The organism is Phenylobacterium sp. (genome assembly GCF_965284355.1).
In the GTDB taxonomy this organism is placed as follows: Bacteria; Pseudomonadota; Alphaproteobacteria; order Caulobacterales; family Caulobacteraceae; genus Phenylobacterium.
Map to the genome: position 1 here is coordinate 2921224 of NZ_OZ260078.1, position 14744 is coordinate 2935967.

A 14744-nucleotide genomic window follows, 5' to 3' on the forward strand; every position below is an offset into this window, starting at 1 on the left:
CCCGCGCACCCTATCCAGGCGAACGGGGTATCCAAGGGCCGCTCGCTCGACTTAGAGTCGAGTCTTCATGGGTGGGGGGTCCTTGGCAGCGGTGAGCGACACCGGAAGCGAGATCGCGCGGCGGCACGGGACCAGTACGCCTGGCCGCCGGGTGATGTTCGCGGTCATGGTCCTGAGCCTGCTCTGCCTGTTCATCTCGCCGTTCTTCGTGGACGTCATCGATCGCAACGGCCCGGTCGCCAAGGGCGGGGTGCTGAGCTACGCCGGGTGGGGCCCGCTGGACCGTCCGGTCGAGATGGAAGGGGGCTGGGCGCTGACCTGGCGCGGCGGCGCGGGCGGCCCGCCGCCCACCCAGAAGGTCGTCGTCGAGGTCCCTGGCCGCTGGTCGAACACCGCGCCGCAGCTCCCGCCGGTGGGCGCCGTCAGCTACCACCTGCAGATCCGCGACCTGCCGCCCGGCCGCTACATCCTGCACTTCCCGGCGGTGTTCGCCGCCAGCGAGATCGCCGTCGACGGCGAGGTGGTGTCGCGGCGCGGCCGGGCGGGGCTGGAGAAGGCCACGACGAGCTACCTCGTCCGCTCGCAGGACGTCTTCCTGATCGCCGACGGGCGGCCTATCGACCTGCGCATCGACCAGTCGACCTTCCTGCACCGCGACAACGGGCTCGAGGCGCCGCCGCTGATCGGGCTGGCCGAGCCGATGCAGAACTGGATCACCCTCGACTGGATCCGCAGCCTCCTTCTGCTGAGCGCGCTGCTGCTGCTGGCCTGCTACGGCGGCGTCGTCTTCCTGTTCCGGCGCAACGACCGCGCGTCGCTGTACCTCGCGCTGGGCTCGGTGCTGCTGGCGCCGATGATCGGCGCGTTCAGCCACGACAACCTGATCATGGTCGCCCTGCCGCAGCTCAGTTTCCTGCAGATGCTGGCGCTGCAGTACATCACCGGCACCGTCGCCGTGGCTCTGGTCCTGGCCTACACCCGCGCCCTGTTCCCGAAGGAGAGCCTGGGCCCCCTCTTCTGGGTGATCATGGGGTTGTACGCCCTGTTCGTGACGGCCTACGCCGGCCTGGCGCTGATGGGCGACACCTTCGCCATGTCGCTCGTGTCGGGCATGGCGCTGTGGGTCCGCATCGCCAGCTTCCTCTACATGATCGCCGTCGTCGGGTTCGCCGCGGTCCGACGCCGCGACGGCGCGCCGGTCTTCCTGCTGGGCGTCGTCGTCGTCGTCGCCACGGCGATCTACTCCGACCTGGTGACCAACGCCGTGATCGTCGGCGTGCTCAACGGGCTGGACCTGCTGCCTCTGGGCATCCTGGTGATGCTGTTCTCCCACCTCGTGGTCCTGGCCGAGCGGTGGTCGATCTCGATGGGCGTGGCCGAGCAGCGCTCGGACGACCTGGCGCAGCTGCTGGACGTGAACAGCTCCATCACCGCCGAGATCCGGCTCGAGGCGCTGCTGACCCGGATCGTGGAGGCGGTCAGCCGCTTCATCGGCGCCGACCGGGCCACGCTGTTCCTCTACGACGCCAAGACCGACGAGCTGTGGTCGATCGCCGCCGAGGGCGTGGCCGGTCAGCAGATCCGCTTCCCCTCGGACGGTGGGCTGGCCGGTGCCTGCTTCACGTCCGGCGAGGCCATCAACATCGCCGACGCCTACGCCGACCCGCGCTTCAACCGACAGGTCGACGTGGCCACCGGCTACCGCACGACCAGCGTGCTGACGATCCCGGTGAAGGCGCGCGACGGCCGCAAGCTGGGGGTCATGCAGGCGCTGAACGCCAAGACCGGCAAGGGCTTCACCGACGCCGACATCGCCCGGATGAACGCCCTCAGCGCGCAGGCCGCCATCGCCATCGACAACGCCAAGCTCTTCGCGGAAGTGGCGTCCGAGCGGAACTACAACGAGAGCATCCTGCGCTCGATGTCGGCCGGCGTGGTCACCCTGGATCCCGAGGCCAAGGTCGCCAAGCTGAACGACACCGCCTGCCGCATCCTGGGCGTCACCCGCGAGATGCTGGAGGGGGCCGACGCGCGCACCGCGCTGGCCGTCAGCAATCCGTGGTTCATCCCCGAGTTCGAGGCCGTGGCGGCCAGCGGCCAGCCTAAGCTGCTGCTCGAGGCCGAGATCACCACCGCTCAGGGCGACAAGGTCTCGGCCAACATGAACATCGTGCCCCTGATGGCCGACGACGCGGCCGCCGGGGTGCTGGTCCTCATCGACGACATCACCGACAGCAAGCGGATGCAGGGCGCGATGCGCCGGTTCATGACGCAGAAGGTGGTGGACCAGGTGATGGGCCGCGGCGACGAGCTGCTGTTCGGCGCCGCCGTGCCCGCCAGCGTGCTGTTCGCCGACATCCGCAGCTTCACCAGCCTGGCCGAGCGCCTCGCCGCCCGCGAGGTCGTGGAGATGCTGAACGAGATCTTCACCGAGCTGTTCGAGGCCGTGGCCGGCCACGAGGGTGTGCTCGACAAGTTCATGGGCGACGGCCTGATGGCCGTCTACGGCGCCCCGCTGCCGACCGGCCAGGACCCGCTGCACGCCGTGGATTCGGCCGTGCAGATGATCCGCATGATCGGGGTGCTGAACGTCGGTCGGCCCGAGCGGGGCCTGCCGAACCTGCGCCTGGGGATCGGGATCACCTCGGGCGAGGTGATCGCCGGCACGATCGGCAGCCCCAAGCGCATGGACTATACGGTGATCGGCGACAGCGTGAACCTGGCCGCCCGCCTGCAGAGCGCCACCAAGACCTACGGGGTCGACATCATCATCGACGAGGCCACCGCCGGGCACGTCAAGGACATCCACATCCTGCGCGAGCTGGACACCATCCGGGTGCGGGGCCGCGAGCAGCCGGTCACGATCTTCCAGGTGCTGGCGGACGCCGCGGCCTGTCCGGGGCTGGAGGCCTACCGTCGCGGCCGGGCCTACCTGGCCGCCCGGCAGTGGGACGCCGCCGCAGCCGCTTTCGCCGAGGCCGTCGCCCTCGACCCGGGCGACAAGTCCGCCATGCTGATGATGGAGCGCGCCCACGCGCTGCGCGCCAATCCGCCCGCCGAGTCCTGGGACGGAGTCTGGAGCGCCGCCGACGCGGCCTGACCGATCGCCAGTGCGACGGCGCGGTTGATGTAAGGTTGACCTTACACGAGTTCGGTGTCAGGTTTACCTGACATTCGAGGAGTTCCCCATGGCTATGGATCTCGCCCATCGGCGCTATGTCACCCGCACGCTCGCCTTCATGGTTCCCTATGTCGCGATAAACATGGCCGCGATCGGGGGCGCCTTCGACGACCGGACGGCGCCCGGATCCTATCTTCTGGGTCTGGCGGTCGCCGCTCCGGTGATCGGCCAGCTGTGGGCGACCCTGGCGCTGATGCGCGACGCCGACGAGTTCGTGCGGGCCCTCACCGCCAAGCGCTTCATCCTCGCCTCCGGCGGGGCCATGGCGATCTTCACGGCCTGGGGCTTCGTCGAGGAATACGCGCGCGCCCCGCATGTGGGCGGCTATATGGTCTATCCGCTGTTCTGGCTCTGCTACGGCCTCGTCACGCCCTTCGTGCGGACCACCCGGTGAAGAACCGACTGAAGGAACTGCGCAGCGCCCGCGGCTGGACGCAGGAGGACCTGGGCAAGCGCCTGGGGGTCTCGCGTCAGGCGATCATCGCGCTGGAGAGCGACAAGCACGACCCGTCGCTGGACCTGGCCTACCGGATCGCGGCGCTGTTCGGCGAGCCCGTGGAGACGATCTTCGAGAACCCGCACGCGTAGTGGCGGGTGGATCAGTCGCCGTAGCGGGCGCGGCCCAGGGTGTGCGCCAGGGCCGAGACCCATTCGCTGGGCCGCACCTTGGTGGTGGCCTTCCACTTCTCGAAGGCCATGACGTTGTCGATCCGGCGGTCGACGAAGGCGAGCGCGGCGCCCCGGCCTGACGCCAGCCAGATCGCCAGCGCGCCGCTGACGATGCCCGAGAGGATGACGCGCTTGGTGTAGTGGTTCTCGTCGGTCGCCTCGTCGCCGGCCCAGCGCCAGAGCGCGTCGGCGGTCTCCCAGGCCAGACGCGCGGCCAATGGCGCCTGCGTCGGCAGGGCCATGAATCCCATCCAGCGGCGCACGGCCGCCTCGTCCTGGATCGCGGCGTCCAGGCGCGCCTCGACCGCGCGGCGGATCCGCTCGCGGATCTTCATGTTGTGGGGATCGCCCAGCGCGGCCAGCGCGCGCTGATCATGGCGATGCGACAGCAGGGCGGCCAGGTCGGCGGGGCCATGCGGGACCAGCAGGCCGGTCTCGCCCTCGGACATGCCCAGGGCCTGGCCGGCCTGAGCGAGCGTGCGGCGGGTCCAGCCCTGGGCCGGCGCCAGCCTCAGCATGTGGTCGAGCAGCGCCTGCTCGGTCTCTTCGGCCCATTGCTGTGCGGCGGTGGTCATAGAGCGCATTCTAACCTGCCTTTCCCACGAAGTGGGAGAGGGGGACCGCGGGCCGAGGCCGAAGGCCGTAGAGCGCGTGGTGGATAGGGCGAGCGGCCGGCAGGCGGGATAGATTCTCAACCTGCGCGGTTCAGCGGGTCGGCCCAAGATGTCGTGGAAGAGGCCTGCCCTCTCCACCGCTCGCTCTGCGGCGAGCGGTCCCCCTCTCCCACTGCGTGGGAAAGGAAGATCGTAGCGTGGACAGGCCAACCCTCTTCTGCTAATTGCCCGCCCTCAAACCCGAAGGGTAACACCTTCGGGCGATCCATTTTTGCACGCTCGCCGCCTTTTGGTGCTGTCGAGGCGGGCGGCTAGCGTAGGCAGGAGAGGCTCCTCTGGTTCAGATTTTCGTCCGCGACAACAACGTCGACCAAGCCCTTAAGGCGCTGAAGAAGAAGATGCAGCGCGAAGGCTCGTTCCGCGAAATGAAGCGGCACGTCCACTATGAAAAGCCGTCGGAAAAGCGCGCTCGCCAGAAGGCTGAAGCCGTCCGTCGCGCCCGCAAGCTGGCCCGCAAGCGCGCCCAGCGCGAAGGCCTGATCGCGGCGCCGAAGAAGCCCGCGCGCTAAAAAGGCGGCTGTCCGGGCCTAAAAGCTGGCACGGATGATGCTTATTTGAAGGGTCGCGCCACCGGTGCGGCCCTTTTTGCGTATACAGTCCAGGCGCTATCTTTCGTCGCGCCCGGCCCGCGTAAAGTGGTCCGTAAGCGGTTGGCGTCCTATCTTCGGTCCTTTCGCGCCGCCTTCATGGGAACGGTCTGCACATGAATCTCCGCAATCTGGTCATCTGGGGCGTCATCGTCGTCGTCCTGATCGGACTTTATTCCATGATGACGGGCGCCCGTGGCGGCGCCGCGGCCAACCAGGAAATCCCCTATTCGCAGATGATCGCGAAGGTGAACGCCGGCGAGGTGAAGGCCGCGATCATCGAGGGCCCGCGCGTCACGGTCACCGACCAGTCGAACCGCGACTTCCACACCACCACGCCCAACAACCAGGAAGACCTGGTCAAGCGCCTCGAGGCGCAGGGCGCGTCGATCTCGGTGAAGCCCGCCGGCGGCGGCCTGCTGACCGGCCTGCTGCTGAACGCGCTGCCGATCCTGCTGCTGATCGGCGTGTGGATCTTCTTCATGCGCCAGATGCAGGGCGGCGCGCGCGGCGCCATGGGCTTCGGCAAGTCGAAGGCCCGCCTGCTGACCGAAAACAAGAACCGCGTGACGTTCGACGACGTCGCCGGCGTGGACGAGGCCAAGGAAGAGCTGACGGAGATCGTCGACTTCCTGAAGGACCCGCAGAAGTTCCAGCGCCTGGGCGGCAAGATCCCGAAGGGCGCCCTGCTCATCGGCCCCCCGGGCACCGGCAAGACGCTGATCGCGCGCGCCGTCGCGGGCGAGGCGGGCGTGCCGTTCTTCACCATCTCGGGCTCGGACTTCGTGGAAATGTTCGTGGGCGTCGGCGCGAGCCGCGTCCGCGACATGTTCGAACAGGCGAAGAAGAACGCGCCCTGCATCATCTTCATCGACGAAATCGACGCTGTCGGTCGACATCGTGGGGCCGGACTCGGGGGCGGCAACGACGAGCGAGAGCAGACCCTGAACCAGCTGCTGGTCGAGATGGACGGCTTCGAGGCGAACGAGGGCATCATCCTGATCGCCGCCACCAACCGTCCCGACGTGCTGGACCCCGCGCTGCTGCGTCCGGGCCGCTTCGACCGCCAGGTGGTGGTGCCGAACCCCGACATCAACGGCCGCGAGCGGATCCTGCGCGTGCACATGAAGAATGTGCCGCTGGCCGCCGACGTGGACGTGAAGGTCATCGCGCGCGGCACCCCGGGGTTCTCAGGCGCCGACCTGGCCAACCTGGTCAACGAAGCCGCCCTGATGGCCGCCCGCAAGAACCGCCGCATGGTCACCATGCGCGACTTCGAGGACGCCAAGGACAAGGTCATGATGGGCGCCGAGCGACGCTCCATGGTCATGACCGAAGAGGAAAAGAAGCTGACGGCCTATCACGAGGGCGGCCACGCCCTGGTGACGCTGAACGTCCCCAACACCGACCCGGTGCACAAGGCGACGATCATCCCGCGCGGCCGCGCGCTGGGCATGGTCATGCAGCTGCCGGAACGCGACAAGTACTCGATGAGCTACCAGCAGATGACGTCGCGGCTGGCGATCCTGTTCGGCGGCCGCGTGGCCGAGGAACTGATCTTCGGCAAGGAGCACATCACCTCGGGCGCCTCGTCCGACATCAGCCAGGCCACCAAGCTGGCCCGCGCGATGGTGACGAAGTGGGGCTTCTCGGATCGCCTGGGCGCCGTGGAATACGGCGAGAACCAGGAGGAGGTGTTCCTGGGCCACTCGGTGGCGCGCAACCAGAACGTCTCGGAAGAGACCTCGAAGATCATCGACGAGGAAGTCCGCCGGCTGGTGGAGGGCGGCGAGTCCGAGGCCCGCCGCATCCTGACCGAGAAAATCGACGATCTGCACACCCTCGCCAAGGCGCTGCTGGAGTACGAAACCCTGACCGGCGACGAGATCGTGAATGCGCTGAAGGGGGTGGCCCCCAACCGCGACGAGTCGGAGTCCAAGCGCCCGACCGGCCCCGCGGTCGCGGTCCCCATCTCGCCCAAGCCCAGCGCCGAACCGGCGTAAGGCGCAGAGCCGGAACGAACGAAGGGCGGTCGCTGATGAAGCGGCCGCCCTTTTTCTTTGAACCTCGAGATCCACGAAAGGGCCCGCGCGTCCCAGTCCCGCGCAGCGGGCGACCTAACCGGAGAGGCAAGGAACCACGGACCATCACAGACCATCACGGACAGTGAAGCCGAGTGTCCGTGTTGGTCCGAGATGGTCCGTGGCCGATCCAATCAGGAGGGCGCCGCTTCGCGGCATCGGAGGCAGCCCGCCCATTCGTGTACTTCGTGGTTCTTAGCCCACGAAGATCCAGCCGTCGGTGAGGGACGACAGGGTGACCCCGACCAAGATCACCTTCCCGCCGCCGGCGATGTCGACGACGGTGTCTGCGCCGACCTGGCTGACGGTCCAGGCGCTGCCGGGTTCGAGGCGGACGCGGTCGCCTTCGGCCAGGTTGAAGTCGGTGACGCGGTCGGTTCCGGCCTCGCCGAAGCTGTTGAAGGTATCGGCGCCCGTCCCGCCCGTGGCGGTGTCGTCGCCACGGTCGCCCGACATGAAGTCATTCCCGGCGCCGCCCAGCATGAGGTCGTTCCCCTGGCCGCCGCGGACCAGGTCGGCGCCCGCGCCCCCGTCGAGCGTGTCGTCGCCCAGGTTGCCGAAGACGATGTCGTTTCCCGCGTCGCCGGCCAGCCAGTCCTGGTCTTTGCCGCCCACGACCCAGTCGTCGCCCGCGCCGCCCGCGGCGGTGTCGTCGCCCATGTTGCCGTTGATGTCGTCGAAGCCGATCCCGCCCAGGATGGTGTCGTTGCCGTCGTCGCCGCGCAGATAGTCCATGCCGTCGCCGGCCGCATCGCCGAAGTCGAGGCGGTGGATGTCGCCGTCCTGACCCACGGCGTAGAGACGGCCGCGTCCGTCGACCCCGAACGAGGTGATCTGGTCCAGGTCGCCGCCGACCACAGTGATCTGACTGTTGCGATTGAGGAAGTCGGTGGCCTGACCGCCGACCACGCGCGTGGTCCAGACGTTGCCGGTGATGTAGTCCGCGAAGACGTACAGCCCCTGGCCGCCCCCCGGGCCGTGGTAGACATAGCCGCCGGTGACGGCGAAGCCTCGGTAGAGCGGGGTCACCCGGTCGTAGTCGAGCACCGGGTTGGTCAGACCGCCCGGGTCGCTGGAGCGGACCGCGAAGCCCTCCTTGAGCGGCCAGCCGAAATTGAACCCGGAGGTCCCGGCGGGGATGACGTCGATCTCCTCGCGCAGGTTGCCGCCGACGTCGCCGATGTAGAGATCGCCCGTGGCGGCGTCGAAGCTGGGTCGCCACGGGTTGCGCAGGCCGTAGGCGAAGATCTCGTCGGCGCCGTCGCGGCCGACGAACGGGTTGCCGGCGGGGATGCCGTAGTTCTTCGCGAAGTCGGCCGGGAAGTCGTCGCGATCGACGTCGATGCGCAGGATCTTGCCCAGCAGGTTGTTGATGTCCTGGGCGTCCAAGGTCACGCCGCTCGCGGAGGAGTGGCCGTCGCCCGAGGCGATGTAGAGCATCCCGTCCGGACCGAAGCCGATCCAGCCGCCGACGTGATTGATCGAGTTGCGGTCGATGACCAGCAGAGTGTCGGTCTGAGCGCCGGCGCGATCGGCGCTCTGCCGGACATACTCCTGGATCTCGGTGTCGCCCGAAAGGTTGGTCAGATAGACGTAGAACAGGCCGTTCGCCTGGTAGTTGGGATGGAAGGCGAGGCCCAGGAGCCCCTGCTCGATCCCTGTCGCGATCGTGCCGTCCGGGAGGTCGAGGAACGGCTGGGACTGCACCGCGCCCGTGCGCGTGTCGAAGATCATGATCCGGCCGGTGTACTGCTCGACGATGAACAGCCGGTCCGGATCGCCGGGCGGCGAGACGGCGAACAGGGGGCGTGAGAGGCCGAAGGCGACCCGGACCGCGGTGATCGCGCCCGCGCCGTCGGGGTCCGCGTCGCCCGCCCCGAAGCCGTAGATCAGGTCGCCGCCCGCGCCGCCGCTGATGCTGTCTGAGCCGTCGCGTCCAAACAGCGTGTCGGCGCCGGCGGTCCCCGCCAGCGTATCGCGCGCGCCGCTTCCGACGATCTCGGGCATCCCCAACCCCCTACGCGGGCCCAACCTCGCCCCGGCGCTACCTTAGCCGCGGCGCTCCGGGGGAAACCACGAAATACACGAAATACGCGAGTGCGGCCGAGCGCTCGGAGCGCGCAGCGGGCGACCGATCCCCAGAAAGACGAGAACCACGGAACAACACGGAAAAACGGAAGGTGGGGCCGCGCTTCCGCGCCTTCCGTGTATTCCGTGGTTCTGCAATCGGGCGAGCCGCTTCGCGGCGTCGGGCCTCTACCCGGCGAAGATCCAGTCGCCGGTGAGGGTGGACATCGAGACGCCGACCAGGATGACGCGGCCGCCGCCGGTGATGTCGATGACGGTGTCGGCGCCGACCTGGCTGACCGTCCAGGCGCTGCCGGGTTCGAGGCGGACGCGGTCGCCCTCGGCCCGGCTGAAGTCGGTGATGCGGTCGGTCCCGGCGGTCCCGAAGCTGTTGAAGATGTCGGCGCCCGCGCCGCCCGACATCGTGTCCTCGCCCAGGTCGCCGGAGAGGAAGTCGTTTCCGGCGCCGCCGGCCAGCAGGTCGTCGCCCTGGCCGCCGCGGACGAGGTCGGCGCCGGTCCCGCCGTCGCAGGTGTCGGCGCCGAGGTTGCCGTAGACGATGTCGTCGCCCTCGTCGCCGGTGAGGCGGTCGTTGTCCTTGCCGCCCACCACCCAGTCGCCGCCCTGGCCGCCCGAGACGGTGTCGTTGCCCATGTTGCCGTGGACGTCGTCGAAGCCGAACCCGCCATGGATGACGTCGTCGCCATCCTCCCCGCGCAGGTAGTCCATGCCGTCGCCGGCGGTGGCGCGGGGGCTGAGGCGATGGATGTCGCCGTCCAGGCCGATCAGGTAGAGCCGGCCCTGGCCGTCGACGGCGAACGAGGCGATCTGGTCGATGTCGCCGCCGCCCGAGACCGCCAGCTGGGCGTTGCGGTTCAGGAAGTCCTGCGCCTGGCCGCCCGGCGCGTACGACACGCTCCACAGATTGGCGCTGCCGAAGTCGCCGAAGACGTACAGCCCGTCCATGCCGCCGGGGCCGTGATAGACATAGCCGCCGGTCACCGAGACGCCGCTGAATTGGGGCGTGGCGCGGTCGTACTCCAGGATCGGATCGGTCAGGCCGGCGGGCGGATTGCCGGAGAACGTCTGGAACCCTTCCTTGAACTTCCAGCCCAGGTTCAGGCCGCCCACGCCGGCGGGGATCACGTCGATCTCCTCGCGCGCGCCCTGGCCGACGTCGCCGATCCAGAGATTGCCGGTGGCCGTGTCGAAGCTCATCCGCCAGGGATTGCGCAGGCCGACGAGCCAGACCTCATCCGCGCCCGGCGCAGCCCCGGCGAAGGGGTTGTTCGCCGGAATGGCGTAGTTGCGCGCCGGGTCGTTCGGGAAACCGTCCGAATTGACGTCGATGCGCAGGACCTTGCCCAGCAGGCTGCTCGTGTTCTGGGCGTTGTTCTGAGGGTCGCCGCCCGAGCCGCCGTCGCCCGAGGCGATGTAGAGGAAGCCGTCGGGGCCGAAGCCGATCCAGCCGCCGTTGTGATTGGCGAACGGCTGGTCGAAGCCGAGGATCAGTCGGCCTGATGCGGCGTCGGCGTGGTCGGCGTCGGCGCGGCGGTACTCGCGCACCTCGGTGTCGCCGGCGGCGTTGGTGAGGTTGACGTAGAAGAGGCCGTTCGTGGCGTAGTTGGGGTGGAAGGCTAGGCCCAGCAGACCCTGTTCGCCACCTGCGGCCAGGCTGTTGTCGGGCAGGTCGAGGAAGCTGTCGCCGTTCAGCTGGCCCGAGTTCAGGTCGAGAATACGGATGCGCCCAGTGTGCTGCTCCACGATGAACAGGCGGTCCGGGTCGCCGGGCGGGCTGGCGGCGAACAGGGGGCTGGAGAGGCCCGAGGCCACCCGGACCGCGTCGATCAGCTCCGAGCCGGCGCTCAGGTCGCCGGTGGAGTGGCCGTAGATCGTGTCGTTCCCCGCGCCGCCGAACACGCTGTCCGAGCCGTCGCGGCCGGACAGCACATCGGCGCCGGCCGATCCGTTCAGCGTGTCGCGCGCGCTTGTGCCGATGACGTCCGCCATGATCCCTCCCGACGTTTCCAACCGCTACGGTCGCAACTATGACTTCGGCGAGGCCCCATGAGTTCCACAACGCTGCAACGCCCGCGAGTCATGGGGATCGTGAATGCGACCCCCGACAGCTTTTCCGACGGCGGCCGGTTCCTGGACCCGGCGGCGGCGCTGGCCCATGCGCGGCGGTTGATCGCCGAGGGCGCCGACATCCTGGATGTGGGCGCGGAGTCGACCCGGCCGGGGGCCGAGCCGGTGGACGCCGAGGTCGAGATCCAGCGGCTGGTTCCGCTAATCACGGCGATCCGCGCCGAGAGCGTCATCCCGATCTCGGTAGACACGATGAAGCCCGACGTGGCCCGGGCGGCGGTGGCGGCCGGGGCCTCGATCTGGAACGACGTGACGGCGCTGCGGCACGCGGCCGACAGCCTGCAGACCGCGGCGGAGCTGGGCTGCGAGGTGGTGCTGATGCACATGCAGGGCGAGCCGCGGACCATGCAGGCCGAGCCCCACTATGACGACGTGGTGGCCGAGGTCGCGGCGTTCCTCGCGGCGCGGGCCGAGGCGGCGATGGCGGCGGGTGTGGCGCGCGATTTGATCTGGCTGGATCCGGGCATCGGCTTCGGCAAGCACATGCTGCGCCACAACCTGCCGCTGATGGCCGGGCTGGACCGGATCGTGGCGCTGGGCTTCCCGGTGCTGCTGGGGGCCAGCCGCAAGGCGTTCATCGGGGCGCTGTCAAGCGGCGCGGACGCCGACCATCGCCTGGGCGGCTCGATCGCGGCGGCGCTGGCGGGAGCGTCGGCGGGCGTCGCAGCGGTACGGGTCCACGACGTCGCCGAGACGGTCCAGGCGTTGAACGTGCAGGCGGCGATCGCAGGCGCGCGCGGCTAGCTCCCCTTCACCCGCGGGTGGTCGCGCCAGGCGGGCAGGGTCGCCATGTAGGCCAGGGTGTCGCGTTCGGCGGCGGCGCGGTCGCCGCCGTTCTCGCCAAGCTGCCAGTCGACCATGCGGGAAAAGCGGGTGTCGAAGTCCTGGAGCCTGCCGGTCTCGTCCACGCAGTACTGGCAGTAGCGGCCGTTCTCGATGGGCATGCCGCAGCTTTCGCAGTCGTGCATCAGGGTCTCTCCGTCTTGAGGGCGGCGACCAGGTCGCCGAGCAGGTCGATGAGGAGCGCCTGGCGATCGGGCGGCAGGCGGGTGGCGACGCGGGCCAGGTGGTCGCGGTCCAGCGCGTACATCTCGCGGGCCTGGACCTGGCGGCCGTGGGGCGTGAGCCAGATCAGGGCGCGGCGGCCGTCGGCGGGATCGGCCTCGCGGCGGACCAGGTCCTTGGCCTCCAGGTGGTCGACCATCTCGCTGAGGGTCGAGGGCGCGCGGTCCAGGTGGCGGCTGAGTTCGGTGAGCGTCATCGGCCCGGCCTCGGCCAGGTGCAGCAGGAAGGCCGCGGTCTCACGGGTGAGCTGCTCGCGCTTGTCGCGCACCCGGCGCACGGCGTGCAGGTAGATGTCCTGATGCGCCTGAGCCAGCGCCGTGGCGAAGGTGTCTGCGTCCATGGGCCGGACGTTGGCGGTGAAGCGATCCTTCGTAAATCCCGATGCAATCGGCGGACGGAGGCGGTACGTCAGGGGCATGACAGCCCTGGGTCGAGTCCTGATCATCGCCGGTTCCGACAGCGGGGGCGGCGCCGGTATCCAGGCCGACATCAAGACCGTCACCGCGCTGGGCGGCTATGCGGCCACGGCGCTCACGGCGGTCACGGTGCAGAACACGCTGGGCGTCACGGGCGTCCACACAGTTCCGCGCAACGTCATCGCCGCCCAGGCGCACGCGGTGCTGTCCGACATCGGCGCCGACGCCATCAAGACGGGTATGTTGGGCGACGTGGCGACGGTCGAGCTGGTGGCCGAGATCCTGGACGAGACGGTCGCGCCGGCGGTGATCGACCCGGTGATGGTGGCCAAGGGCGGCGCGTCGCTGCTGGCTCAGGCGGCGGTGGCGGCGGTGCGCGATCGGCTGGTGCGGCGCGCGGCCCTGCTCACCCCCAACGCGCCCGAGGCCGAGGCGCTGACCGGACTGGAGGTGGCGACGACCGACGACCTGCGCCGGGCGGGTGAAGCGCTGCTGGAGGCGGGGGCTCGGGCGGTGCTCATGAAGGGCGGCCACGTGCCCGGCGACCGGGTGGTCGACATCCTCATGACGCACGACGGCGAGACGGTGTTCGAAGGCGAACGGATCGACAGTCGCCATACGCACGGCACCGGCTGCACCCTGGCCTCGGCCTGCGCGGTCGGGTTGGCGCAGGGGCTGCCGCTGACGGCGGCGGTGGCGCGGGCCTGGGACTATGTGCACGAGGCGATGCTGCGGGCGCCGGGCTTCGGCGCGGGCCATGGGCCCCTGGACCACGGCTGGCCGCTGCGAGGCAAGGCATGAGCGAAGCGCGGCTGGAGGCGATCCTGCGGCGGTCCGAACCGCTGATGCAGGTGCTGCGCACGCTGGTCCGGCTGGACCCGCCCGACTGGCTGGTCTTCTCGGGCGCGGTCTACCAGCGGGTGCTGAACGACCTCACCGGCCGGCCGCTGGACTACGGCATCAAGGACTATGACGTCGGCTACTTCGATGGCTCGGATATCTCGTACGAGGCCGAGGACGTGGTCATCCAACGGGTGGCCGCCGCCTTCGACCCGCCGCTTCGCGAGATGGTCGAGGTGCGCAACCAGGCCCGGGTGCACGTCTGGTTCCAGGACCATTTCAACGAGCCCTACGACCCGCTGTCCTGCAGCGCCGAGGCGCTGGGCCGGTTCGTGAGTCCGCTGTTCGCGGTGGGTGTGAAGCTGGACGCCGCCGACCGGATGACCGTCCACGCGCCGTTCGGGCTGGACGACCTGTTCGCCATGACCCTGCGGCCGAACCCCGACCGCCGCAGCCCGAACTACGAAAAGATCGCCGCCGCCGCCAAGGCCCGCTGGCCCGAGATCACGGTGCTGGGTTAGCGGCTGTAGACGTCGGGGTCGCGGATCTCCATCCAGTTCTCGACCTTGGTGAGTTCGGTGAAGCCGAACTGGCGATAGAGACCATGGGCGTCGCGGGTGGCCAGGTGCAGGCGGCGAAAGCCCTGCAGATCGGGATGGGCCCGGATGTAAGCCATCATCATCTTGCCCAGGCCCGCGCCGCGATAGGCCGGGTCGACGAAGACGTCGCAGACCCAGCCGAAGGTGGCCCGGTCGGTCACCACGCGCGCCATGGCCGCCATCTGCCCGTCCGGAGCGAAGGCGCCGACCGTCAGGCTGCCCGCGCAGGCCCTGGCGAACGTCTCGAACGGGATGCCCTGGGCCCAATAGCTCTGGCCGCCGATCCAGCCGTGGGCGCGGACGAGGTCGAAGCGGGCCGGGTCGTCGCTGAGCGTGAAGCCGGCTTCGGTGGTCTGGTGGGGCATGGTCGTGGGTCCGTGTCGCGGGAACTGGCCCTTGCCGCCCGGCGCCTGCGGC

General features: G+C 69.4%; 14 protein-coding genes. 8 read left to right on the plus strand and 6 right to left on the minus strand.

What is annotated here, in order from left to right; all coding sequences use genetic code 11:
- Positions 1–91: 91 nt before the first annotated feature.
- From ACQ66R_RS14280 to ACQ66R_RS14290, 3 genes are all read left to right on the plus strand, one after another.
- A complete protein-coding gene (locus ACQ66R_RS14280; RefSeq protein WP_430423033.1) occupies positions 92–3100 on the plus strand; it encodes a GAF domain-containing protein in 3009 nt (1002 codons plus the stop codon).
- An 88-nt stretch (positions 3101–3188) separates the two neighbouring features.
- Positions 3189–3575 (plus strand): hypothetical protein, encoded by a 387-nt coding sequence (locus ACQ66R_RS14285; RefSeq protein WP_430423035.1) that lies wholly within the window; start codon positions 3189–3191, stop codon positions 3573–3575.
- A complete protein-coding gene (locus ACQ66R_RS14290) occupies positions 3572–3769 on the plus strand; it encodes a helix-turn-helix transcriptional regulator (RefSeq protein WP_293364067.1) in 198 nt (65 codons plus the stop codon). The genes ACQ66R_RS14285 and ACQ66R_RS14290 overlap by 4 nt, the downstream gene beginning before the upstream one ends.
- An 11-nt stretch (positions 3770–3780) precedes the next feature.
- Here the strand turns inward: ACQ66R_RS14290 and ACQ66R_RS14295 are convergent, their stop codons facing one another.
- The gene (locus ACQ66R_RS14295; protein ID WP_430423038.1) at positions 3781–4425 is read right to left on the minus strand and encodes a COQ9 family protein; all 645 of its coding nucleotides are present in this window, start codon (positions 4423–4425) and stop codon (positions 3781–3783) included.
- 374 nt (positions 4426–4799) lie between these two features.
- Between ACQ66R_RS14295 and rpsU the strand changes: the two genes are divergently transcribed.
- Both rpsU and ftsH read left to right on the plus strand, forming a co-directional pair.
- The gene (rpsU, locus tag ACQ66R_RS14300) at positions 4800–5033 is read left to right on the plus strand and encodes a 30S ribosomal protein S21 (RefSeq protein ID WP_091735317.1); all 234 of its coding nucleotides are present in this window, start codon (positions 4800–4802) and stop codon (positions 5031–5033) included.
- 194 nt (positions 5034–5227) lie between these two features.
- Positions 5228–7114 carry an ATP-dependent zinc metalloprotease FtsH gene (gene ftsH / locus ACQ66R_RS14305; protein WP_430423040.1) on the plus strand — a complete coding sequence of 629 codons (1887 nt, stop codon included), beginning with the start codon at positions 5228–5230 and terminating at the stop codon, positions 7112–7114.
- 273 nt (positions 7115–7387) lie between these two features.
- Here ftsH and ACQ66R_RS14310 read toward each other — a convergent pair whose 3' ends face one another.
- Together ACQ66R_RS14310 and ACQ66R_RS14315 are read right to left on the minus strand one after the other, a co-directional pair.
- A complete protein-coding gene (locus ACQ66R_RS14310) occupies positions 7388–9199 on the minus strand; it encodes a PQQ-dependent sugar dehydrogenase (RefSeq protein ID WP_430423042.1) in 1812 nt (603 codons plus the stop codon).
- 249 nt (positions 9200–9448) lie between these two features.
- Positions 9449–11269 (minus strand): PQQ-dependent sugar dehydrogenase, encoded by a 1821-nt coding sequence (locus ACQ66R_RS14315; protein WP_430423044.1) that lies wholly within the window; start codon positions 11267–11269, stop codon positions 9449–9451.
- A gap of 57 nt (positions 11270–11326) precedes the next feature.
- Between ACQ66R_RS14315 and folP the strand changes: the two genes are divergently transcribed.
- A complete protein-coding gene (gene folP, locus ACQ66R_RS14320; protein WP_430423046.1) occupies positions 11327–12151 on the plus strand; it encodes a dihydropteroate synthase in 825 nt (274 codons plus the stop codon).
- On the opposite strand, the gene ACQ66R_RS14325 is transcribed toward folP, so the two are convergent.
- Both ACQ66R_RS14325 and ACQ66R_RS14330 read right to left on the minus strand, forming a co-directional pair.
- Entirely contained in the window at positions 12148–12375 is a 228-nt protein-coding gene (locus ACQ66R_RS14325) for a hypothetical protein (protein WP_430423048.1), read from the minus strand. The genes folP and ACQ66R_RS14325 overlap by 4 nt on opposite strands.
- The gene (locus ACQ66R_RS14330; protein ID WP_430423050.1) at positions 12375–12890 is read right to left on the minus strand and encodes a MarR family winged helix-turn-helix transcriptional regulator; all 516 of its coding nucleotides are present in this window, start codon (positions 12888–12890) and stop codon (positions 12375–12377) included. Before ACQ66R_RS14330 ends, ACQ66R_RS14325 begins: the two co-directional genes overlap by 1 nt.
- On the opposite strand from ACQ66R_RS14330, the gene thiD reads away from it, so the two are divergent.
- Together thiD and ACQ66R_RS14340 are read left to right on the plus strand one after the other, a co-directional pair.
- On the plus strand, positions 12889–13689 hold the full coding sequence (gene thiD, locus ACQ66R_RS14335; protein WP_430423052.1) for a bifunctional hydroxymethylpyrimidine kinase/phosphomethylpyrimidine kinase: 801 nt from the start codon (positions 12889–12891) through the stop codon (positions 13687–13689). The genes ACQ66R_RS14330 and thiD overlap by 2 nt on opposite strands.
- On the plus strand, positions 13686–14249 hold the full coding sequence (locus ACQ66R_RS14340) for a nucleotidyltransferase family protein (protein WP_430423054.1): 564 nt from the start codon (positions 13686–13688) through the stop codon (positions 14247–14249). The genes thiD and ACQ66R_RS14340 overlap by 4 nt, the downstream gene beginning before the upstream one ends.
- On the opposite strand, the gene ACQ66R_RS14345 is transcribed toward ACQ66R_RS14340, so the two are convergent.
- A complete protein-coding gene (locus ACQ66R_RS14345) occupies positions 14246–14692 on the minus strand; it encodes a GNAT family N-acetyltransferase (protein WP_430423056.1) in 447 nt (148 codons plus the stop codon). The two genes, ACQ66R_RS14340 and ACQ66R_RS14345, sit on opposite strands and share 4 nt — an antisense overlap.
- Positions 14693–14744 lie beyond the last annotated feature (52 nt).